The sequence below is a fragment of the Streptomyces mauvecolor genome, assembly GCF_039532965.1.
GTDB classification, from domain to species: Bacteria; Actinomycetota; Actinomycetes; order Streptomycetales; family Streptomycetaceae; genus Streptomyces; species Streptomyces violascens.
Genome location: NZ_BAAASQ010000002.1, coordinates 128,857 through 151,110 on the forward strand (window position 1 = coordinate 128,857; position 22,254 = coordinate 151,110).

The 22,254-nt window shown below is 71.1% G+C and carries 20 protein-coding genes; 8 read left to right on the forward strand and 12 right to left on the reverse strand.

From position 1 onward, the window contains the following. Positions 1–81 precede the first annotated feature (81 nt). From ABD346_RS01300 to ABD346_RS01315, 4 genes are all read right to left on the reverse strand, one after another. Entirely contained in the window at positions 82–1,038 is a 957-nt protein-coding gene (locus ABD346_RS01300) for a pirin family protein (RefSeq protein ID WP_344370744.1), read from the reverse strand. Between the two features lie 164 nt (positions 1,039–1,202). Then, positions 1,203–1,661, reverse strand: a complete 459-nt coding sequence (locus ABD346_RS01305) for an SseB family protein (RefSeq protein WP_344370746.1) — start codon at positions 1,659–1,661, stop codon at positions 1,203–1,205. 44 nt (positions 1,662–1,705) lie between these two features. Then, positions 1,706–2,077 carry a DUF397 domain-containing protein gene (locus ABD346_RS01310; protein WP_344370747.1) on the reverse strand — a complete coding sequence of 124 codons (372 nt, stop codon included), beginning with the start codon at positions 2,075–2,077 and terminating at the stop codon, positions 1,706–1,708. Then, positions 2,058–2,909: a helix-turn-helix domain-containing protein gene (locus ABD346_RS01315; RefSeq protein WP_344370749.1), complete on the reverse strand. Its 852-nt coding sequence runs from the start codon at positions 2,907–2,909 to the stop codon at positions 2,058–2,060. The genes ABD346_RS01310 and ABD346_RS01315 overlap by 20 nt, the downstream gene beginning before the upstream one ends. A 117-nt stretch (positions 2,910–3,026) precedes the next feature. Between ABD346_RS01315 and ABD346_RS01320 the strand changes: the two genes are divergently transcribed. The 6 genes from ABD346_RS01320 to ABD346_RS01345 all read left to right on the forward strand — a co-directional run bounded on the left by ABD346_RS01320 (position 3,027) and on the right by ABD346_RS01345 (position 11,223). Beyond that, on the forward strand, positions 3,027–3,263 hold the full coding sequence (locus ABD346_RS01320) for a hypothetical protein (protein ID WP_344370751.1): 237 nt from the start codon (positions 3,027–3,029) through the stop codon (positions 3,261–3,263). A 114-nt stretch (positions 3,264–3,377) separates the two neighbouring features. Next, a complete protein-coding gene (locus tag ABD346_RS01325) occupies positions 3,378–5,207 on the forward strand; it encodes an acyl-CoA dehydrogenase (RefSeq protein WP_344370752.1) in 1,830 nt (609 codons plus the stop codon). Between the two features lie 535 nt (positions 5,208–5,742). After that, positions 5,743–7,038 (forward strand): M18 family aminopeptidase, encoded by a 1,296-nt coding sequence (locus ABD346_RS01330; protein WP_344370754.1) that lies wholly within the window; start codon positions 5,743–5,745, stop codon positions 7,036–7,038. 81 nt (positions 7,039–7,119) lie between these two features. Continuing rightward, positions 7,120–7,338 carry a DUF6458 family protein gene (locus ABD346_RS01335; protein ID WP_344370757.1) on the forward strand — a complete coding sequence of 73 codons (219 nt, stop codon included), beginning with the start codon at positions 7,120–7,122 and terminating at the stop codon, positions 7,336–7,338. A gap of 157 nt (positions 7,339–7,495) precedes the next feature. Continuing rightward, on the forward strand, positions 7,496–10,207 hold the full coding sequence (locus ABD346_RS01340) for an AfsR/SARP family transcriptional regulator (protein WP_344370758.1): 2,712 nt from the start codon (positions 7,496–7,498) through the stop codon (positions 10,205–10,207). A 230-nt stretch (positions 10,208–10,437) separates the two neighbouring features. Further along, a complete protein-coding gene (locus tag ABD346_RS01345) occupies positions 10,438–11,223 on the forward strand; it encodes a DUF4232 domain-containing protein (RefSeq protein WP_344370760.1) in 786 nt (261 codons plus the stop codon). Positions 11,224–11,244: 21 nt separating this feature from the next. Here ABD346_RS01345 and ABD346_RS01350 read toward each other — a convergent pair whose 3' ends face one another. Beyond that, positions 11,245–13,059 (reverse strand): NHL domain-containing thioredoxin family protein, encoded by a 1,815-nt coding sequence (locus ABD346_RS01350; RefSeq protein ID WP_344370762.1) that lies wholly within the window; start codon positions 13,057–13,059, stop codon positions 11,245–11,247. A 77-nt stretch (positions 13,060–13,136) separates the two neighbouring features. Here ABD346_RS01350 and ABD346_RS01355 point away from each other — a divergent pair, with 77 nt between their 5' ends. Then, positions 13,137–13,634: an LURP-one-related/scramblase family protein gene (locus tag ABD346_RS01355; RefSeq protein WP_189967402.1), complete on the forward strand. Its 498-nt coding sequence runs from the start codon at positions 13,137–13,139 to the stop codon at positions 13,632–13,634. A 169-nt stretch (positions 13,635–13,803) separates the two neighbouring features. Here ABD346_RS01355 and ABD346_RS01360 read toward each other — a convergent pair whose 3' ends face one another. Next, positions 13,804–14,577, reverse strand: a complete 774-nt coding sequence (locus ABD346_RS01360; protein WP_344370765.1) for a carbon-nitrogen family hydrolase — start codon at positions 14,575–14,577, stop codon at positions 13,804–13,806. Positions 14,578–14,773: 196 nt separating this feature from the next. Between ABD346_RS01360 and ABD346_RS01365 the strand changes: the two genes are divergently transcribed. Continuing rightward, positions 14,774–15,598, forward strand: a complete 825-nt coding sequence (locus ABD346_RS01365) for a maleylpyruvate isomerase family mycothiol-dependent enzyme (RefSeq protein WP_344370767.1) — start codon at positions 14,774–14,776, stop codon at positions 15,596–15,598. A gap of 65 nt (positions 15,599–15,663) precedes the next feature. Here ABD346_RS01365 and ABD346_RS01370 read toward each other — a convergent pair whose 3' ends face one another. The 6 genes from ABD346_RS01370 to pdhA all read right to left on the reverse strand — a co-directional run bounded on the left by ABD346_RS01370 (position 15,664) and on the right by pdhA (position 21,948). Beyond that, positions 15,664–16,962, reverse strand: coding sequence for an MFS transporter (locus ABD346_RS01370; RefSeq protein ID WP_344370769.1), 1,299 nt, complete (start codon positions 16,960–16,962; stop codon positions 15,664–15,666). After that, complete coding sequence (locus tag ABD346_RS01375; protein ID WP_344370772.1) at positions 16,959–17,621, reverse strand: GntR family transcriptional regulator; 663 nt, start codon at positions 17,619–17,621, stop codon at positions 16,959–16,961. Before ABD346_RS01375 ends, ABD346_RS01370 begins: the two co-directional genes overlap by 4 nt. A 138-nt stretch (positions 17,622–17,759) precedes the next feature. After that, entirely contained in the window at positions 17,760–18,209 is a 450-nt protein-coding gene (locus ABD346_RS01380; RefSeq protein ID WP_344370774.1) for a hypothetical protein, read from the reverse strand. A gap of 190 nt (positions 18,210–18,399) precedes the next feature. Next, positions 18,400–19,809 carry a dihydrolipoamide acetyltransferase family protein gene (locus ABD346_RS01385; protein WP_344370775.1) on the reverse strand — a complete coding sequence of 470 codons (1,410 nt, stop codon included), beginning with the start codon at positions 19,807–19,809 and terminating at the stop codon, positions 18,400–18,402. Between the two features lies 1 nt (position 19,810). Continuing rightward, complete coding sequence (locus ABD346_RS01390; protein ID WP_344370777.1) at positions 19,811–20,791, reverse strand: alpha-ketoacid dehydrogenase subunit beta; 981 nt, start codon at positions 20,789–20,791, stop codon at positions 19,811–19,813. Positions 20,792–20,793: 2 nt separating this feature from the next. Continuing rightward, positions 20,794–21,948 (reverse strand): pyruvate dehydrogenase (acetyl-transferring) E1 component subunit alpha, encoded by a 1,155-nt coding sequence (gene pdhA, locus ABD346_RS01395; protein WP_344370778.1) that lies wholly within the window; start codon positions 21,946–21,948, stop codon positions 20,794–20,796. Positions 21,949–22,254: the final 306 nt, after the last annotated feature.

Genomic DNA, 22,254 nt, shown 5'->3' on the forward strand with positions numbered 1-22,254 from the left:
CCTGCCAGCGGACCACGGGGCGCCGGGGGCCGCCCGGGGTGCACACCCAGCCGGGTGACACCCCGTCAGGCCTCGGCGGGACTACATGCCGTGGACAGCCGGGATCGTACCCAGGCGTCCCTTCTGGAAGTCCTCGAAGGCCTGCTCCAGCTCGGCCCGCGTGTTCATCACGAACGGCCCGTAGTGGGCCATCGGCTCGCGAATCGGACGCCCGCCGAGCAGCACGACCTCCAGGTCGGGAGCGTGCGAGTCCTGCCGCTCGTCGGCCCGCACGGTCAGCGACCCGCCGTCCCCGAACACCGCGGTCTGGCCCATGTGGACGGGCCTTCCCTCGGCCCCGACCGAGCCGCGCCCGGCCAGCACGTACGCGAGCCCGTTGAAGTCGGAGCGCCACGGCAGCGTGACGGACGCGCCCGGCCGCAGCGTGGCGTGCACCATCGTGATGGGGGTGTGCGTGATGCCCGGCCCCTCGTGCCCGTCGAGCGAGCCCGCGATGACCCGGAGCAGCGCGCCCCCGTCGGCGGAGGTCAGCAGCTGGACCTGGCCGCCCCGGATGTCCTGGTAGCGGGGGTCCTGCATCTTGTCCGCGGCCGGCAGGTTGACCCACAGCTGGAGCCCGTGGAAGAGCCCGCCGGACATGACGAGCGCCTCCGGCGGCGCCTCGATGTGCAGAAGCCCGGAGCCCGCCGTCATCCACTGGGTGTCACCGTCGGTGATGGTGCCGCCGCCACCGTTGGAGTCCTGGTGCACGAAGGTGCCGTCGATCAGGTACGTGACCGTCTCGAAGCCCCGGTGCGGGTGCCACGGCGTGCCCTTGGCCTCGCCGGCCGCGTACTCCACCTCGCCCATCTGGTCCATCATGATGAACGGGTCGAGGTACTTGTAGTTGATCCCGGCGAACGCGCGGCGCACCGGGAATCCCTCCCCCTCGAACCCCTGGGGCGCGGTGGTCACCGCAAGGACGGGCCGCGCCGAGACGCCCTCCGGCGCGGACACGCGCGGCAGGGTCAGCGGGTTTTCGACGGTCACAGCAGGCATGGGACGGCCCTCCTTGCAGGATGCTCTGCATCCAAAGTAGTTGAATGGTGAACATCCTGCAAGGCGACCGCATTCCCGCCCAGCCCTGGACGCACTTCGGGCCCGCACCCCAAGGGGTACGGGCCCGAAAGCGAGGCCGTTCAGAACTGCGGGTTACCGGGCTGCTACCCGTACATCCGCCGCATGGCAAAGTCGACCATCTGCTCCACGGCCTTCGCGTCGAAGACCATCCGGTGGTCGCCCTCCATGTCGAGCACGAAGCCGTACCCGGTGGGCAGCAGGTCGATCACCTCGGCGCCGGTGATGACGAAGTACTTCGACTCCTTGCCCGCGTACCGGCGCAGCTCCTTGAGCGAGGTGAACATCGGGATGACCGGCTGCTGGGTGTTGTGCAGCGCCAGGAACCCGGGGTTGTCGCCGCGCGGGCAGTACACCTTGGACGAGGCGAAGATCTGCTGGAAGTCCTCGGCCGAGAGCGACCCGGTCGTGAACGCCCGCACCGCGTCGGCCAGCGAGGGCGGCGACGGCTCGGGGTACAGCGGCTGCTCCCCGTACCCGCCCTGCATCTGCTGCGGCGGGGCGTACTGCTGCTGGGCACCCGGGTTCTGGTCGTAGCCGTACATGGGGCCACAGCCTACCGACGCGGGCCCGCCCCGAACACCGCGTCTCAGGCGCGAAGCGCCGCGCCCTTGACCGCCTCGACGAAGGGCACCCAGGCGCTGGCCGCGATGATGATTGCCGGGCCGCCCAGCACCTTGGAGTCCCGGACGGGGACAACCCCGGGGAGGTTGTCGGCGACCTCGACGCAGTCGCCGCCGGTGGCGTTGCTGTGGGTGCTCTTACGCCAGCGAGCCGCCCCGAGGAAGCCCTCGGCCACCTCGACGCACTCGCCGCCGGTCCCGTTGCTGTACGTGCTCTTACGCCAGCGGGCCGCGCCAAGGAAACCCTCGGCCACCTCGACGCAGTCCCCGCCGCTGCCATTGCTGTAGCTGCTCTTGCGCCAGTAGGCCGCACTCAAGTCAAAGCCGGTGCTTGCCATTTCGGTAGTCCTCTGCCGCATCTCGGAGAAGGGACAGGGACACCTCCGGCGGCAAGGCGGTGGCCCTTAGCAGATCGTAGGACCTGCGATAGTCCTTCACGAGGCCTGGGTAGTCGATGAGTTGGCCGCTGTGGACGCCTTCGGTGTACGCCAGCGGAGGCGCGTCCGGAAACGTCATGAGCTTGACCATGCCCATCATGAGGGGGTGTGCCGCCGCCGTTTCCGGCAGCACTTGCAGAACCCCCCGCGCAGACGTGACGACGTCGCCGATGTGCTCCAGTTGCTCCGCCATTCCCTCTGGCGGGAGCAGGGGCCTGCTGATCAGAGACTCATGCAGGATCACCCAAAACGCTGGCGGGCTTTCCCGCTTCCAGAGAGCGGTGCGGTCCATGCGCGCGCCTAGCTGCTTTTCGACCGTGTCAGGCCCAAGCCACGGAAGACTGGTCCGGATCACCTTCAGGGCGTACGGCTTCGTCTGAAGCAGCCCCGGAACGACCGTAGGCGCCCACTCCTCAATGGTCTCCGCTCCTCGCTCCATCTCCGCAACATCAGCGAAGTACTCCGCATGTCCGGACTGCTTCGCCCGGCGGGCGTCTTCACAGCGGCGCTGGAAAAAGCCGTCCGTGCCGAGGCGCTCGTCCACGTGCTTCGCCAGATCCAGCGGCATGCGGCGCTCCCCGCGCTCGATCTGGCTCAGGAACGGCACGCCGCGGAAGCTGTCCTCGGCCAGTTGCTCAAGCGTGAGGCCCGCCGCCTCACGCTTGTAACGCAGCTCCGCACCATAGAAGGACGGGACGTTCGCCGACGCGTCAGGTTCCTTACGAGAGGGCACAACTCACCACCACCATTTGCCAGTTGCCGGGCGTAACGCGAACCACTTCCGAAGGTAAAGGACTCGGCGGCACTCTGTGAGGGATTCGTCACGCACCGCACTCACAGGAGGCACCCCATGACCGCATCCACCCCCCTCCCGCCCCGCCAGGACGACACGTACAAGGTCGTCATGGAGCTGCGGGCCGCGCTCGCCGGGCACGGGATCACGCTGCCCTCGCTCGGGCGGGACTTCGGGACGCCCCCGCTCGTCATCCTCGGGAACTGCAATACGGCCACCGCGCGGGCGCTCGCGGCGGCGCTGGGGGGCTCGCCCCAGCGGGACCACGCGGCCCAGCGGAGTTTCTCTGCCTGACACGTCACAGTTCTCGGCCAGAGGTTGCGTGTTATTACCGACGGGTAGCATCATCGGAGTACTGACCTACTTGCTGGTAGATGTAACCGACACCCTGCTTACGGAGCCGTCGCCATGGGGCACTACAAGTCGAATCTCCGCGACATCGAGTTCAACCTCTTCGAGGTGCTCGGACGCGACAAGCTGTACGGCACCGGCCCGTTCGGGGAGATGGACGTCGACACCGCCAAGTCGATCCTTGAGGAGATCGCCCGTCTCGCCGAGAACGAGCTGGCCGACTCCTTCGCGGACGCGGACCGCAACCCGCCGGTCTTCGACCCGGCGACCAACACCGCTCCGGTCCCGGAGTCCTTCAAGAGCTCGTACAAGGCGTTCATGGACTCCGAGTACTGGCGCCTGGGCCTGCCCGAGGAGATCGGCGGCACCGTTTCGCCGCGCTCCCTGATCTGGGCGTACGCGGAGCTGCTGCTCGGCTCGAACCCGGCGATCTGGATGTACTCCTCGGGCCCGGCGTTCGCGGGCATCCTCTTCGCCGAGGGCAACGAGGCGCAGAAGAAGGTCGCCGAGATAGCGGTCGAGAAGCGCTGGGGCTCGACCATGGTGCTCACCGAGCCGGACGCGGGCTCGGACGTCGGCGCCGGCCGCACCAAGGCCGTCCAGCAGGACGACGGCTCCTGGCACATAGAGGGCGTGAAGCGCTTCATCACCTCCGGTGAGCACGACATGGAGGAGAACATCCTCCACTACGTCCTCGCCCGCCCCGAGGGCCACGGCCCCGGCACCAAGGGCCTGTCCCTCTTCCTCGTCCCGAAGTTCCACTTCGACTGGGAGACCGGCGAGCTGGGCGAGCGCAACGGCGTGTACGCCACGAACGTCGAGCACAAGATGGGCCTGAAGGCGTCCAACACGTGCGAGATGACGTTCGGCGACCAGCACCCCGCCAAGGGCTGGCTGATCGGCGACAAGCACGACGGCATCCGCCAGATGTTCATGATCATCGAGTTCGCCCGCATGATGGTCGGCACGAAGGCGATCGCGACGCTGTCGACGGGTTACCTGAACGCGCTGGAGTACGCCAAGGAGCGCGTCCAGGGCAGCGACCTCTCGCAGTTCATGGACAAGACCGCGCCGAAGGTGACGATCACTCACCACCCGGACGTGCGCCGCTCGTTGATGACGCAGAAGGCGTACGCGGAGGGCATGCGCTCGCTCGTCCTCTACACCGCCTCCATCCAGGACGCGATCCAGGTGAAGGAGGCGGCGGGCGAGGACGCCAAGGCGCTCGTCGGCCTGAACGACCTCCTGCTGCCCATCGTGAAGGGCTACGGCTCGGAGAAGTCGTACGAGAAGCTGTCGTCCGAGTCGCTCCAGACCTTCGGCGGCTCCGGGTACCTCCAGGAGTACCCGATCGAGCAGTACATCCGTGACGCCAAGATCGACACGCTGTACGAGGGCACCACGGCGATCCAGGGCCAGGACTTCTTCTTCCGGAAGATCGTCCGGGACCAGGGCGCGTCCCTGAACGCCCTCTCCGAGGAGATCAAGAAGTTCCTCGCCGAGCAGAACGGCAACGAGGCGCTGGGCGGCGCGCTCGACGCGCTCGCCACGGCGGCCGTCGACCTGGAGGCGATCGTCGGCACGATGATCACCGACCTGACGGCGACCGGTGAGGACGTCAAGAACATCTACAAGGTGGGCCTCAACACGACCCGCCTGCTGATGGCTTCGGGCGACGTCGTCGTCGGCTACCTGCTCCTCAAGGGTGCCGCGGTCGCCGCCGAGAAGCTGTCCTCGGCGTCGGCGAAGGACGTCGCGTTCTACACGGGCAAGATCGCTGCTGCGAAGTTCTTCGCGGCGAACGTCCTGCCGGGCGTCGGCACGGCCCGCGCGCTGGCCGAGACGGTGGACGGCTCGCTGATGGACCTGGACGAGGCGGCGTTCTAGCCCTTCCGGTCGCTGCGGAACCGGGGGCTCGGGGTGGTCGGACCCCGGGCCCCTTTCCGCTGCCCGGAAGCCCCCGTTCCGCGTGTGCGGGGGAGCAGGGTTCCCCGTACGGGGAGGCAGGGGTGCGCCGGGGCCGGGCGGTTTTGGCCCCACCCCACCCCTTCCCGAAACCCGCCGGGGGGAGTTCGTTCGGCTGCGGACCGTGCGTGGTTGCTCGCGCAGTTCCCCGCGCCCCTAGCAGGGTTGTCCTTGGCAGAGTGCACGCCCAAGCCCGGCTGCCGGCAGCTTTGCCTGCTGCCCATGCAGGCATACCCAGCCCGTCATGGGGGTCCCCCCTGGCCCTTAAGGCCTTGGGGGAGATTGAGGACGAGCGCCCTTAAGGCGCGATACGGGGTCTGGGGCGGAGCACCAGGGGCGGGGCCATCCAACCCCCTGCACCGGCGGGCGGGTGGGCGAACCCCCCGGGGTCTGGGGCGGAGCCACAGGCATGCTGCAGAGCCCGGAGTGCGATCCGCCCCGCCGCTAGGGTGGCCGCATGAGCACACCGCCCCGCTTCGACCGCGGCCACACCGACGACCTGATGACCTTCCTCGCGGCGAGCCCGTCGCAGTACCACGCCGTGGCCAACGCGGCCGCACGCCTGGAGAAGGCCGGGTTCCGGCAGGTCCAGGAGACGGACGCCTGGGACGGCACGCACGGCGGAAAGTACGTGCTGCGCGGCGGCGCCATCGTGGCCTGGTACGTCCCCGAGGACGCCCAGCCCCACACCCCGTACCGGATCGTCGGCGCCCACACCGACTCCCCGAACCTGCGCGTGAAGCCGCAGCCCGACTCGGGGGCGTACGGCTGGCGGCAGGTCGCCGTCGAGATCTACGGCGGGACGCTGCTCAACACCTGGCTCGACCGCGACCTCGGCATCGCGGGCCGCCTCACCCTCAGGGACGGCAGCCACCGCCTGGTCAACGTGGACCGCCCGCTCATGCGCGTACCGCAGCTGGCCGTGCACCTGGACCGCTCGGTCAACACCGACGGGCTCAAGCTCGACCGCCAGCGCCACCTCCAGCCGATCTGGGGCCTCGGCGACGATGTACAGGAAGGCGATCTGATCCGCTTCCTGGAGCAGGAGGCCGAGCTCGACGAGGGCGAGGTGGCCGGCTGGGACCTGATGCTGCACTCCGTCGAGGCGCCCGCCTACCTCGGCCGCGACCGGGAGCTGGTGGCCGGGCCCCGCATGGACAACCTGCTCTCCGTGCACGCCGGGGCGGCCGCGCTCGCCGCGGTGTCCGGCTCCGAAGACCTCCCCTTCATCCCCGTGTTCGCCGCCTTCGACCACGAGGAGGACGGCTCGCAGGCCGACACCGGCGCGGACGGCCCGCTGCTCGGCAACGTCATGGAACGCTCGGTGTTCGCCCGCGGCGGCACCTACGAGGACCGCGCCCGCGCCTTCGCAGGAACGATCTGCCTGTCCTCCGACACCGGCCACGCCGTGCACCCCAACTACGCCGAGCGGCACGACCCCACGCACCACCCGCGCGCCAACGGCGGCCCCATCCTCAAGGTCAACGTGAACGCCCGGTACGCCACCGACGGCGCCGGGCGCGCCGTGTTCGCGGCGGCCTGCGAGCGCGCCGGAGTCCCGTGGCAGACCTTCGTCTCCAACAACGCGATGCCCTGCGGCACGACCATCGGCCCGATCACCGCGGCCCGGCACGGCATCCAGACCGTCGACATCGGCGTCGCCATCCTGTCGATGCACAGCGCCCGCGAACTGTGCGGCGCCGACGACCCGCACCTGCTCGCGAACGCCCTCACCGCTTTCCTCGCGGGCTGAACCACCGCACCATGGAAGGGGATTGACCGCCCCGGACCCGGGTACCCGGACGGCCAATCCCCTTCTACGGAGGCGAGATTCATGGGTTTGGGCGGTTGCATCATCCTCATCGCGGTGGGGGCCATCCTCACGTTCGCGACGGACTGGCACGCCAAGGGTGTGAACCTCGACGTCGTGGGCCTGATCCTGATGTCCGTCGGCATCATCGGCGTGGCCGTCTTCACCAGCGTGCTGCGCAGGCGGCGCGTCGTACCGGGCGCGACCATCGTCGAGGAGGAGCGCCGCGACCACCTGACCTGACCCGTACGGGCGGCTGTGTCGACCGCCTCACGTGAGCCGCGCCACCCGCACCCCGGGAGGTGGGTCCGCCCCCTTCGGCCCCGCGTATCCTCGACTGTCCGGGCCCTGACCAGGTCCGGGGGAAGCCGGGAACGGGGAGCAAGGGGGTAGCGCCACCGTGGAGTTCCGCGTCCTGGGAACGGTGGCCGTGGCGACGGAGGACGGCGCGTTCCTCGCGCTCGGCCCCGCCAAGCGCCGCAGCCTCCTTGCCATGCTCCTGCTCCGGCCCAACATCGCCGTACCCGTGGACCGCCTCACCGAGGCCCTGTGGGACGAAGAGCCGCCCCTGCACTCCCGCACCGTCCTGCAAGGGCACGTCTCACGGCTGCGCGCCCTGCTCGCCGAGCACGGCGCCGAGGCGTACGGCATCGAACTGGCCACGCAGGGACCGGCCTACGTCCTGAGGCTCCCCGAGACCCTCATCGACGCGCACCGCTTCGAGGAGCTCGTCACCCTCGCCCGCGGCCAGCGCCGCCCCGGCGACGCGGTGCTCATGCTGCGCGAGGCGCTCGCCCTGTGGCAGGGCCCCGCCCTCACCGGCACCGTCACCAGCCCGCCCCTGCAAGCCGCGTCCCACACCCTCGAAGAGCTCAGGCTCGCCTCCGTGGAGGCACTAGCCGAGGCGTACGGGGAACTCGGCGAGCACGGCCGGGCCGCCGCGGTGCTGCGCACCGAAGCCGTCGCCCACCCCCTGCGCGAGCCCATCTCGGCCGCGCTGATGCTGGCCCTGAGCCGCTCGGGACGCCAGTCCGACGCCCTCGAATGGTTCCACCGCACCCGCCGCCTGCTGGCCGACGAACTCGGCGTGGACCCGGGGCCCGTCCTCTCCGAGGCGTACGCCGAGATCCTGCGCACCGGCACCCCCGTCACCCTGCCCGCACCGACCGCCGACGAGCCCGAACGGGCCGTCGCCGTACCGGAGTTGCTGCCGCGCCGCCCCCGCGGCTTCACCGGCCGGCACACCGAGCTCACCGCGCTCGGCCTGGCCGCCGCCGGGGAGTACGGCGCCATCGCCCTGGTCACCGGCGGCGCCGGCGTCGGCAAGACCGCGCTCGCCGTGCACTGGGCGCACGAGCGCCAGGGCGACTTCCCCGACGGCCGCCTCTTCGCCGACCTGTGCGGCTACAGCGACACCCCGGCCCGCCAAGTCACCGTCGTACTACGGGAGTTCCTGCTCGCACTCGGCGTGCCCGTGCAGCGGATACCCGAGACCGAGGCCGGCATGGGGGCGCTCTACCGCTCGCTGACCGACGACCGCCGGATGCTCGTCGTGCTCGACAACGCCCGTGACTCCGAGCAGGTCCGCCCGCTGCTGCCGGGCGGCGACCACTGCGTCACCCTCGTCACCAGCCGCGACCGGCTCGGCGGCCTCGTCGCCTCGGACGCCGCCCGCCCGGTCCGCCTCGACGAACTGCCCGCCGCCGACTGCACCGCCCTGCTCGCCGCCGTGCTCGGCGAGGACCGGGTCGCCGCCGAACCCGAAGCGGCCGCCCACCTGGCCGCGCTCTGCGACGGCCTTCCGCTCGCCCTGCGCGTCACCGCCGCCCGCCTCGCCGCCCGCCCCCAGTGGACGCTGGCCGCCCTCGCCTGCGAACTCGCCGACGAACAACGCCGCCTCGGCCTGCTCCGCGTCGAGGACACCGGGGTCGCCGCCGCCCTGCGCCTGACCGTGCAGCAACTCCCCGAGCAGGCCCGCCGGATGTTCCGCGCGCTCGGCCTGCACACCGGCTCCGAACTCGACCGCTACACCGCCGCCGCCCTCGCCGGATGCACCCCCGACCAGGCCGCCACCGCCCTCGACCGGCTCGCCGCCGCCCACCTCGTGGTCGAGTCGGGCCCGCACGGCCCCGACCCGCGCACCCGGCCGGACTCGTACACCCTCCACGACCTGGTACGCCTCTACGCCCGCGCGCTCGCCCCCGAGGCCGACCCCGACGGCCTCGCCCGCCTCCTGGACCACTATCTGCACACCGGCCTCGTGGCGACCGCCACCGCCGAGCCCGGCAGCCAGCCCTGCTTCACCCCGCCGCCCGGGGCCCGGCGCCCTGCGGCGGTGCGCGAGTTCGAGGACCGCCAGGCCGCACTCGCCTGGTACGAGGCCGAACGGGCCACCCTGCGCGGGGCGGTCGCCGCCGCCGTCGCCGCCGGCATGCACGACCGCGCCTGGCGGCTCGTCCTCCTCCAGTGGCCGCTCATTCTGTGGCGGGTCCGCGACGGCTGGGTCCCGCTCCTCGAACAGGCCCTGAAATCGGCCGAGCTGGAGCAGGAGCTCGACGCACAGTCCCGCACCCGCGCCCTGCTCGGCTGGGTCCTGCACGAGGAGGGCCGCTACGACGAGGCCCTCGCCCAGCTGGAGAAGGCCCCCGACCTGGCCCGCCAGGCCGGCGACGTCACCAGCGAGGCCATCGCCCGCATGAACCTGGCCCTCATCCTCACCCAGTACGGCGAGGTCGACCGGGCCGGCGACCTGCTCGGGCACGCCCTGACCCTGGCGGGCCGGGCCCGCGACCGGTCCACCGAGATGCTCGCCCACCAGCACCTGGCCCGGCACTTCCTCACCGCCCGCGCCTACGACCTGGCCATGGAGCACGCCCAGCGCGGCCTCGAACTCGGGCCTTCGCCGGAGGCCATCCCGCGCCGGGTGCTCCTGCGCACCAGCTACGGCGAGGCCCTGGCCGGCCTCGGCCGTACGGAAGAAGCCCGCCGCGAGCTCGCGATCGCGGCCCGCGAGGCCGACGACCACGGCTACGAGGAGGGCGCGGCGGCGGCCCGCACCAGCCTGGCGAACCTGGCCGACCCGCAGGCCCTGGAAGCCCCGCCGCCCGCGTAGCCTTGACCGGCTCGCGTCATCCTGACCGGCTCGCGGCATAATGACGCGCCGCCTCATGCCGATGCGCACGCCTCACGACGACGCGCCGCCTCGTGCCGAACGTCTTGCCTTCACGGGCGCGTTAGCCAAACGATAGGGACGCTCGCGAGGCTGGCGCGGCACATGTTCCAGATGGCCTGGTCGGTTGCCGGCGGGCTTGCTTGGTTGCTTGATTCGGAGTGGGGGACGCGATGCGCAGGGCCCGGGGCAGGGGGGCGGCCATAGCCGGCCTCGCCGTGCTGCTCGGCGCGCTGACGGCCTGCACGGACCGCGTGCCCGCCGCCGCTCCCGGCACCGGCACGACAACGGTGTCGAACAGTTCTGGCGCACCCCGGTCCGGCACCCCGCAGGAGCAGCCGCCCGGCCCGTCCGTCCCCGCGACCGGCCGCAGCACGGCCGCGCAGAGCCCGCAGCCCGGCGCCGGTTCGGCGACCCCGGCCGTCCCGCCCCCGGCCGGCCCGTCGCCGTCCGTCCCCGGCACGGACACCCGCACGGGCCCGTTCGAGGACGGCGGCGAGGACGCCCGCGGCTTCTGCTCACCCAGCGCCCTGTCCCTCACCTTCCGCACCGGGGGCGACGCCCGCGGCGGTGGCGGCTCCCGGCCCGGCGCGGACGTGCGGGGCGGGAGCGACGCGGTCCTGCTGGTCCGCAACACCTCCGGCCACACCTGCGTCCTGCACGGCGCCCCGACGCTGACCGTCCTGGACGACAGCGGCCGGGCCGCGCCGCTCGTCTCGACCCCGGCCAAGCCGTTCGCGAAGCCCTTCGCCCTGCATCCCGGGGCGAACGGGGTCGCCAAGGTGCACTACACCCCGCTCCGCGGCTGCCCGGCCCGGGGCTCGACCGTGCGCGTGACGCTGCCCGGCTCCGACACGGTGAACACCCTGCCGGTCCTGGACTCCCACGGCCGCCCGACCGTGCTGGCCCTGTGCGGCCCGGCCCCGCGCACCGGCCCGTTCAAGCCGGGCTTCGGATAGGGCCGGGCCCGGTCGCTGGGCCTACTCCGCGTCCATCCCGGCAAGGACCAGCGGCAGCCGGCTCGCGCCGCCCTCGACGAGCCGTACGGGCACGCCCCAGTCCTGCTGGTGCATGTGACAGGCCGGGTACTCGTTCTCGGGGTCGTCGTCGCACGAGGCGGCCATCGCCGACACGTGCAGCACGCCCTCGCCGACCTCCGGGTTCAGGCTGAGCTCACGCGCGAGGTCGGTGCCGGTGCCCTCGCCCGCGAGCAGCAGCTCGGGCGGGGTCGAGGAGACGAGCAGCCGGGTCGAGGGACCGTACCGGGTGTCCAGCTTCTGCCCGGCGGGCGCCTGGAACACGACGTCCAACCGGAGCCTGCCCGGGGCTACTTCGGTCGCCGAACGCCGGGTCCGATGCGCCACGGCCTCGACCCGTACGGCCTCCTCGGGCAGCCGCAGCCGGGTCAGCCGGTGCCGCGCCGACTCGACGACGACGATGTCGTCCCCGACCAGGACGGCATCGCTCGGCTCCCTCAAGTCCGTTGCCAGCGTGGTCACTTCACCACTGGCCGGGTCGTAGCGGCGCAGCGCGTGGTTGTACGTGTCCGCGACGGCGACCGAGCCGTCCGGCAGCGCGGTGACCCCGAGCGGGTGCTGGAGCAGCGCCTGCGCGGCGTCCCCGTCCCGGTGCCCGAAGTCGAAGAGCCCGGTCCCGACGGCGGTATGAACCGCACCCTCGGCATCGACGTAGCGCAACGCCGAGGTCTCCGAGTCGGCGACCCAGAGCCGGTCCTCGGTGGCCGCGAGCCCGGACGGCTGCGCGAACCAGGCTTCGGCACCGGGCCCGTCGACGAGCCCCTCGTTGGTGGTGCCCGCCGCGACCTCGACGGTCGCGGTCTCCGGGTCGTACGTCCACAACTGATGAACACCGGCCATGGCGATCCAGACCTTGCCCCGCCACCAGGCGACGTCCCACGGGGAGGACAGGTCGATGTCGAGCGCGGGCCCGGAGGTCGGCTGCCCCTGCCACCACTGCTTCCCGGTCCCGGCAAGCAGCTCGATCTCCCCGCTGACCGGGTCGAAGGCCCGCAGCGCATGATGGACGGTGTCGGCGACGACAACCCTCCCGTCCGGGAGCAGCGCAAGACCCTGGGGCTCCTTGAACTGCCCGTCCCCGCCGATCCGCCGCACGACGCTCTCCCCGTCCGGGCCGAGCTCGACGAGCTGGTGGCGGGTGGTGTCGGACACCAGGAAGTTCCCGCTGGGCAGCACGATCGCCTTGCCCGGGAAGCGCAGGTCGGTGGCGACGGGCTCCGACGGCACGTACGGCCCGTCGCCGCGGCGCAGCGTCCCCTTCGCCCCGTGCTCGGCCTCCAGCTCCTCGACGAGCCGCTCGATGGCATGAGCATGGCCCTCGCCGGCATGCTGGGCGACGATGTACCCCTCGGGATCGATCACCACGAGCGTGGGCCAGGCCCGCACGGCGTACTGCTTCCAGGTCGCCAGCTCGGGGTCGTCCAGCACCGGGTGCTCCACCCCGTACCGCTCGACGGCATCGACGACGGCCTGGTGCTCGGCCTCGTGCACGAACTTCGGCGAGTGCACCCCGACGATCACCACGGTGTCCCGGTGCTTCTCCTCCAGCTCGCGGAGCTCGTCGAGGACGTGGAGGCAGTTGATGCAGCAGAAGGTCCAGAAATCCACAACAACGCACTTACCTCGCAGGTCAGCGAGGGTGAGTTCCTTGCCTCCGGTGTTCAGCCAGCCGCCCTTGCCGATCAGCTCGGGGGCACGGACACGGGCACGCTTGCGGGGCACGGGCGCGGGGGTGGGCGCCGGGACGGCATCGTTCATGGTTCAAGCTTGCCATCCCGGTATGAACACCCTGTGTCGCCGTTCGGCGGGGCCCCGGCGCGGGCAGGGGTGTCCCCATGAAATACCTCGTGCGGGACAAGATCTTCGCCATCGGTGACGACTACTGGATCGAGACCGAGGACGGCCGGCACGCCTTCCTCGCCGACGGCAAGGCGCTGCGGCTGCGCGACACCCTGGAGCTGAAGGACCCGTCGGGGCGGGTGCTGATCACGCTGCGGGAGAAGATGTTCAGCCTGCGGGACGCGATGACCATCGAGCGGGACGACCAGATCCTGGCGAAGGTCCGCCGCAAGCGCCTCTCCCTGCTGCGCAACCACTACCGGGTCAGCCTGATCGAGGGCACGGAGCTCGACGTGACGGGCAAGATCCTGGACCGCGAGTTCACCGTCGAGTACGACGGGGAGCTGCTGGCCCATGTCTCGCGCAAGTGGTTCCACATCCGCGAGACGTACGCGGTGAACGTAGTACGGGAAGACGCGGACGCGGCGCTGCTCCTCGCGGTGGTGATCTGCGTGATCCGCATGGACGAAAAGGAGCGGGGCCACGAGGACTGACCCGTCTTCGTGTGCGGGGCGGGGTACGGTCCACGCGCTTGTGCGGCGCCCGGATGCGACCCGTTCACCCGTGCGGGCCCGGTACGCCCCGTCCCCTCAAGGGGCGCGGGGAACTGCGCGACCGGCCACCGACGGCCCGCGGCCGAATGACCGCACCCCCGGCGGAGTGCTACAGCACCCTGTCCTTGAGGGCGGGAAACGCCTCGCGGATGTCGAAGACCTTCGCCGGGTCGAGATCCACGGTCAGGGTCTCCTCACCGGGGCCGGCCTCGGCGAGGACCTCGCCCCAGGGGTCCACCACGACGCTGTGCCCCGCCTGGGGCACGCCCGCATGGGTCCCCGCCGTGCCGCAGGCCAGCACGTACGCCTGGTTCTCGACCGCCCGGGCCCGGGCGAGAAGGGTCCAGTGGGCGCGGCGGCGCTCGGGCCAGCCGGCCGGGATCACGAAGGCGTGGGCGCCCGCGTCGACGAGGCCCCGGAACAGTTCGGGGAAGCGGAGGTCGTAGCAGGTGGCCAGGCCGAGCGTGAGGTCCGGCAGCGGGACGGTGACCAGATCCGAGCCCGCCCCCATCAGCACGGCCTCGCCCTTGTCGAAGCCGAAGCGGTGGATCTTCCGGTAGCTGTGCGCGAGTTCGCCGTCGGGCGAGAAGACGAGGGAGGTGTTGTAGAGCGCGCCGTCCTCGCCCCGCTCCGGAATCGACCCGGCGTGCAGCCAGATCCCGGCGTCCCGGGCCGCCTCGGACATCGCCCGGGCCGTGGTGCCGCGCAGCGTCTCCGCCTCGTCCGCGAAGAGTTCGTACGCGAACGCCCCGACCGTCCACAGCTCGGGGAGCACGACCAGATCGCTGCTCCGCAGCTCCCGGATCAGCGAACCCACGCGCTCGCGGCGGGAATTGACGGATTCATACGGGTTTACATCGATCTGAATGAGCGAGGCGCGCACGGTACCACCGTCCTGGCTGTCGAGCCGTCAGCACTGGGGGAAACAGCCTACGATCGTCATACGAAAGCACTGCCGGGGTGCTGCCCGGCAGCGTACTGTGACTTTCCGGGGGAAACCCCCGGACCCCCCTAGCCACCAATCCTCCCACGCAGTCCCGCAGTCCAGCCCGCGTACAAAAGAACCGCCGAGGGGTCCCGTGACCGTCCATCCCAGCCTTCAGACCTACGCCGATGCCTGGACCCACTCCATCGAGGCGATATCGGAGCTGGTGCAGCCGCTCGTCGAGGGCGAGTGGAACCGTGCGACGCCGTGCCCCAACTGGTCGGTGCGGGACATCGTGTCGCACATCATCGGCATGGAGTGCGAGCAGCTGGGCGATCCGAGGCCGATCCACACCCTGCCGCGCGACATCTTCCACGTACAGACCGAGCTCGCTCGCTACATGGAGATGCAGGTCGATGTGCGCCGGCACCATACGGCGCCGGAGATGACCTCCGAGCTGGAGTACACGATCATTCGCCGGGCGCGTCAGCTGCGCAACGAGAACCGGGATCCCGACACCAAGGTGCGCGCCCCGCTCGGCGCCGAGCAGACCCTGGAACTCGCGCTGCGGATGCGGGCGTTCGATGTGTGGGTGCACGAGCAGGACCTGCGCTGGGCCCTCAACAAGCCGGGGAACCTGGACTCTCCGGGCGCGTACGTGGCCCGCGACATCCTGCTGCACACACTGCCCCGGGTCGTCGCGAAGGACGCGGGCGCGCCGCCCAACTCGGCGGTCGTCTTCGACATCCACGGGCCGGTCGAGTTCCTGCGCACGGTGCGGGTCGACGCGGACGGGCACGGCACCATCGACGGCGCGCCCTCACTGGGCCCGCTGGTCACCCTGGCCATGGACTGGGAGACGTTCCTGCGGCTCGCCTGCGGCCGGGTCCGCCCGCACGCCGTCGCCGACCGGGTGAAGGCGGAGGGCGACCAGGCGCTGGCCGACGCGATCCTGCGGGAGTTCGCGGTCACCCCGTAACGCTGGGGGTTCCGGCTTCGCCAAGCCCGAGGAGGGCCCGGCCGCACCGGGAACCAGGGTTTCGGCTACACCGGGACGTGCACGGCTTCCACCCGGCTCGCCACCAGGTGTTCCCGCTCGCGGCGCTGCGCCCGCGTGCGGAGCCGCAGGATCTGGACCAGGCCCAGCACCTCCAGGAAGAACACCGACGAGAACGCGATCCGGTAGTTGTCACCGGTCGCGTCGAGCAGCACGCCCACCGCGAGCAGCGTCGTCATGGAGGCGATGAAGCCGCCCATGTTGGTGATGCCGGACGCGGTGCCCTGGCGCTCGGGCGGGTTCGCGGGGCGCGAGAAGTCGAAGCCGATCATCGAGGCAGGTCCGCACGCACCGAGCACGAGGCACAGGGTGACGAGCAGCCACATCGGCGCGTGCGGCGCGGGATAGGCGATGGTGGCGGCCCACATGAGGGCGGTCGCCCCTACGGTGCCGAGCGCCAGCGGCAGCCGGGCCGCGTGGTGGCGCGCGATGAGCTGGCCATACACGAGGCCGACGACCATGTTGGAGAGCACCACAAGGGTCAGCAGTCCGCCCGCCGTACCCCGGTCGAGGCCCTGCGCCTCGACGAGGAACGGCATCCCCCACAGCAGCAGGAACACCATCGCGGGGAACTGTGTCGTGAAGTGGACCCACATCCCGAGCCGGGTGCCGGGCTCGTGCCACGACTCGGCGATCTGACGGCGTACGAACGCGGCCCCGGCGTGGTGCGCGGGCGGCGGCTCGTGGCCTTCGGGGTGGTCGCGCAGGAAGAGCAGCAGCAGGACGAGGACGGCGACCCCGGCGAGTGAGCTGCCCACGAAGGTGCCCGTCCAGCCGATGTCGTGCAGCGCGCGGGCGATGAAGATGGTGGACACCAGATTTCCGGCCATCCCGAACAGCGCGGCGACCTGCCCGATCATGGGCCCGTGCTTGGCGGGGAACCAGCGCGAGCCGAGCCGCAGCACACTGATGAAGGTCATCGCGTCTCCGCAGCCGAGCAGCGCGCGGGAGCCGAGCGCGGTGGCGTACGAGGGCGACAGGGCGAAGCCGAGCTGGCCGACGGTGAACAGGACGGTCCCGAGGACGAGGACCTTCTTGGTGCCGAGCCGGTCGACCATGAGGCCGACGGGTATCTGCATCCCCGCGTACACGAGCAGCTGGAGTATGGAGAAGGTGGAAAGGGCCGAGGCGTTGACGTGGAAGCGGTCGGCGGCGTCCAGGCCGGCGACGCCGAGCGAGGTGCGGAAGATGACGGCGACGAAGTAGACGCCGACGCCTATGCCCCACACGAACGCGGCCCGGCGCCCGCCGAGCGGCTGTGGCGCGGGCAGTGTGGCCGAACTCATCGATCGTCCCCCCTGACCAGGACCTTGACCCAGCTGAGGTGCTGGCGCACACAGTGCGCGGCCCGCTCGCCGTCGCCGTCCCTGATGGCGTCGAGCATCTCCTGGTGCTCGGCGATGTTCTTGGCGATGCGGTCGGGCTGGGCGTGCATGACGGCCACCCCCATGCGCAGCTGGCGGTCCCGCATCTGGTCGTAGAGCCGGGCCAGGATCTCGTTCCCGGCGTTGCGCACGATCTCGGCGTGGAAGCAGCGGTCGCTGACGGCGACGGCCGCCAGGTCCCCTGCGGCGGCGTGTGCCTTCTGCTCGGCCAGGAGTTCCTGGAGGCGTACGACCAGGTGCTCCGGCGCGGGTACGGCTCTGCGCACCGCGAACTCCTCGACGAGCAGCCGGGTTTCGACCACGTCGGCGGTCTCCTGCGCGGAGACGGCGAGCACGAGCGCGCCCTTCTTCGGGTAGAGCTTGAGCAGCCCTTCGACTTCGAGCTTGAGCAGCGCCTCGCGCACGGGCGTCCGCGACACCCCGACCGCCTCGGCCAGTTCGCCCTCGGTGAGCAGCGTGCCGCCCTCGTAGCGGCGGTCGAGCACCGCCTGCTTGACGTGCATGTAGACGCGGTCGGCGGCGGGGGGCTGCTTGGTGGCGGGGGCCGGGGCGGGAGACATGCGCACAGGATAGATACAACAGGGGTGCATCAGAAAGTCACGTCCGGATCGCGGGACGGGGCCACGGGAGCGTGGACGGGTCACACGGATGGGCGAGCCGACTCGCACAGAGCGGGCGATTTACCCCTGTATGTGCGCCTACTTGGTGCCGGTCACCTTGCACCCCTTGGGCAGCTTGGGGAAGTCCTGCACCTGGTACTGGGCATGGGGGCCGCCCTCGACCTTGGTTCTGAGCTGCGGGGCGGTGCCGTACGGCTTGAGGATCTCGGCGTGGATGCCGGCCGAGGCGGGCAGCTTGGGGTGCTTGCGGTCGAGCGTGCCGAGGCTCGGGATCGGATGGCCGGGGCCGTCCTTGAAGGTGACCGTCGGACCGCTCGTGCTCAGGGTCATGAGCGCGGTGGTGCCGGCGCCGATGTCGGCTTCCAGGGAGGCGATGCAGGCCTTGGAGACGGGGGCCCGGCCCGGAGCGGTGACGAAGGCGGCCGGGGCCCGGTCCTCCGGGACGGCGGCCGTGGAGGCGAGCAGCGCTCCGGTGAGGGCCGCCGTGGCGATCGCGGCGCCGAGCGCGGCGCGGGCGTACATCCGCATGAATGACTCCCCTCAGCCCCGTCTGCCCAGGTCATCACGTCGCGCCCGGTCACGGCAGGCTGCCCGGGGCGCGGTGCGGACGGCCGGAGCCGCCCTTCCCTCACCTTCCGCCCTGCCCGCAGCCCTGTCCACCCGGACATGCCTCGGCCCCCGGCGCACGGATGCGCGCCGGGGGCCGAGCGGGGGCGCATCAGCCCCAGGTGATGAGCCGCTTCGGCTGTTCGAGGACCGCCGCCACATCGGCGAGGACCTTGGAGCCGAGCTCGCCGTCGACCAGGCGGTGGTCGAAGGAGAGCGCGAGCGTGGTGACCTGGCGGGGCTTGACCTTGCCCTTGTGGACCCACGGCTGGAGCTTGATCGCACCGACCGCGAGGATCGCGGCCTCGCCCGGGTTGAGGATCGGGGTGCCGGTGTCCACGCCGAACACGCCGACATTGGTGATGGTCACCGTGCCGCCCGACATGGCCGCCGGCGACGTCTTGCCCTCGCGGGCCGTCGACACCAACTCACCCAGGGACTCGGCCAGTTGCGGCAGGGTCTTGGCGTGGGCGTCCTTGATGTTCGGGACGATGAGACCGCGCGGGGTCGCCGCCGCGATGCCCAGGTTCACATAGTGCTTGAGGACGATCTCCTGGTTCACCTCGTCCCAGGAGGCGTTGACGTCCGGGTTGCGCTTGATCGCGACCAGGAGCGCCTTGGCGATCAGGAGCAGCGGATTGACCCTGAGGCCCGCCATGTCCTTGTCGGACTTCAGCTGCTCGACCAGCTTCATCGTCCGTGTCACGTCGACCGTCACGAACTCCGTGACGTGCGGCGCGGTGAACGCCGAACCGATCATGGCCTGAGCGGTCGCCTTGCGTACGCCCTTGACGGGAATCCGCGTCTCGCGGGCGTCGGATGCCTGAACGGCCTCCGCAGGAGCGGGAGTTGTTTCACGTGAAACAGGCGCGGGCTCGGCCACCGGCGCGGCGGCCGCGTGCACGTCCTCGCGGGTGACGATGCCGTCGGGGCCGGTCGGCACCACGGTCGCGAGGTCGATGCCGAGGTCCTTGGCGAGCTTGCGGACCGGAGGCTTGGCGAGCGGGCGGGCCGCGGCCGGGGCCCGGCCGTTCAGCTCGGTCTGCACGGCACGCAGAGCCTCGGCCGGGGCCTGCTCGGGGACCGAAACCCCCTTGCGGGGACGGCGCTTGGTCGAGGCCTCGGAGACGCCGTAGCCGACGAGGACGGGCTGGCGGCCCTTGGGCGCCTCGTCCTCGTCGGACTCGGCGGGCGCGGCGGCCGTCGCGGCCTCGGCTGCTTCCGCGGCCTCGGCGAACGGGGCGTACCCGCTGTCGGGGGCCACGTCGACGGTGATGATGGCCGTGCCGACGTCCACCGTCACGCCCTCTTCGAAGTGCAGCTTCTGCACCACGCCGTCGTAGGGGACGGGGAGTTCGACGGCCGCCTTCGCGGTCTCGACCTCACAGACCACCTGGCCGTCGGTGACGGTGTCACCGGGCTTGACGTACCACTTGAGGATCTCCGCCTCGGTGAGCCCCTCGCCGACATCCGGCATCTTGAACTCGCGGTAGCGGGCAGCGTTCTCAGTCATTGTCGTCACCTCAGTACGCCAGCGAGCGGTCGACGGCGTCGAGCACCCGGTCGAGACCCGGCAGGTACTCCTCCTCCAGGCGCGCCGGCGGGTACGGGGCGTGGTAGCCGCCGACCCGGAGCACCGGGGCCTCCAGGTGGTAGAAGCACCGCTCGGTGATCCGCGCGGCGATCTCCGCTCCGGCGCCGTAGAAGACCGGCGCCTCGTGGACGACGACCAGGCGGCCGGTCCGCTCGACGGAGGCCTGGACGGCGTCGAAGTCGATCGGGGACATCGAGCGCAGGTCCACGACCTCGATCGACTTGCCCTCTTCCTGAGCGGCGGCGGCCGCTTCGAGGCAGACCTTCACCATCGGGCCGTACGCGACAAGCGTGAGGTCCGAACCGGCGCGTACCGTACGGGCCTTGTGCAGCGGGGCGGGGATGGCCTCCGTGTCGACCTCGCCCTTGTCCCAGTAGCGGCGCTTGGGCTCGAAGTAGATCACCGGGTCGTCGGACTGGATGGCCTGCTGCATCATCCAGTACGCGTCGGAGGCGTTGGAGGGCGAGACCACCTTGAGGCCCGCCACGTGCGCGAACAGCGCCTCGGGCGACTCGCTGTGGTGCTCGACCGCGCCGATGCCGCCGCCGTAGGGGATGCGCACGACGACCGGGAGCTTGATCTTGCCGAGCGCGCGGGCGTGCATCTTCGCGAGCTGGGTGACGATCTGGTCGTACGCCGGGAAGACGAAGCCGTCGAACTGGATCTCCACGACGGGCCGGTAGCCGCGCAGGGCCAGGCCGATCGCGGTGCCGACGATGCCGGACTCGGCGAGCGGGGTGTCGATCACCCGGTCCTCGCCGAAGTCCTTGAACAGGCCGTCGGTGACCCGGAAGACACCTCCGAGCTTGCCGACGTCCTCGCCCATGACCAGGACCTTGGGGTCGGTCTCCATCGCCTTGCGCAGCGATTCGTTGATCGCCTTGGCGATCGGCAACTTCTGTACGGTCATGGCTAGTTGCCCTCTCCGTCCGCGAACGATGCCTGGTAGGCGGCGAACTGGGCCCGCTCCTCGTCGACCAGCGCGTGGCCGTCGGCATAGATGTTCTCGAAGATCGCCATGGGCTCGGGGTCGGGCATGGCGCGGACCGCCTCGCGCACCCGCTTGCCCAGGGTCTCCGACTCGCTCTCCAGCTCCTCGAAGAACGCGGCGTCCGCGTGGCCCGCGCTCTCCAGGTAGGTGCGAAGCCGCAGGATCGGGTCCTTGGCCTCCCACGCCTCGCGCTCCTCGTCGGCCCGGTACTTCGTCGGGTCGTCGGAGGTGGTGTGCGCGCCCATCCGGTAGGTGAACGCCTCGACCAGGGTGGGGCCTTCGCCCCGGCGGGCCCGCTCCAGGGCGGACTTCGTCACGGCCAGGCAGGCCAGCACGTCGTTGCCGTCGACCCGGACACCGGGGAAGCCGAAGCCCTGTGCGCGCTGGTAGAGCGGCACGCGCATCTGCTTCTCGGTGGGCTCGGAGATCGCCCACTGGTTGTTCTGGCAGAAGAACACGACCGGGGCGTTGTAGACGGCGGAGAAGGTGAAGGCCTCCGCGACGTCGCCCTGGCTGGAGGCACCGTCGCCGAAGTAGGCGACCACGGCGCTGTCCGCGCCGTCCTTGGTGATGCCCATCGCGTAACCGGTCGCGTGCAGCGTCTGCGAGCCGATGACGATCGTGTACAGGTGGAAATTGTTGCTGTTGGGGTCCCAGCCGCCGTGGTTGACGCCACGGAACATGCCGAGCAGGTTCGTCGGGTCGACGCCGCGGCACCAGGCGACGCCGTGCTCGCGGTAGGTCGGGAAGACGTAGTCGTCGTCCCGCAGCGCACGCCCGGAGCCGATCTGGGCGGCCTCCTGGCCGAGCAGCGAGGCCCACAGGCCCAGCTCGCCCTGGCGCTGCAGGGACGTGGCCTCGGCGTCGAAGCGCCGGGTCAGCACCATGTCGCGGTAGAGACCGCGCAGCTCTTCGGGGCTCAGGTCGATGTCGTAATCAGGGTGCTCGACCCGCTCGCCCTCGGGCGTCAGCAGCTGTACGAGCTCGGGCTCGGCGGCCGTCTTCCTTGCGCCGGCGCCGGCGGTGCGCTTGCTGCTGCGTCGCGGTTTGCGCGCGGCAGTGCTCTCCACGGTCACGTGCGTGCTCCTCCGTCTGTCCGGCTCCCGGGTTCGCCGGTGAGCCTGGGGGTCCCCCCGGCTCGTCCAGAGCTTGGGGGAGGCTCGCCTGTCCGTCTCAAGTGCACGGGGTGTGCGCGCTCGGCCGGGGATCAGGCGTGACAGGTGCCCCGGCGAGCGCCCTGCCAAAGGCACGTTACCCAGTGCTGCGCATTACTGCGAAACCCCACTTGACCTGCGTTTTTGCTTGGATTTCCAAGTAAATCGAGAAAGTGGGGAACAGTCGCTGGTCACAGCCTTGCAGGCCGCCGGAACAACGGCACGTTA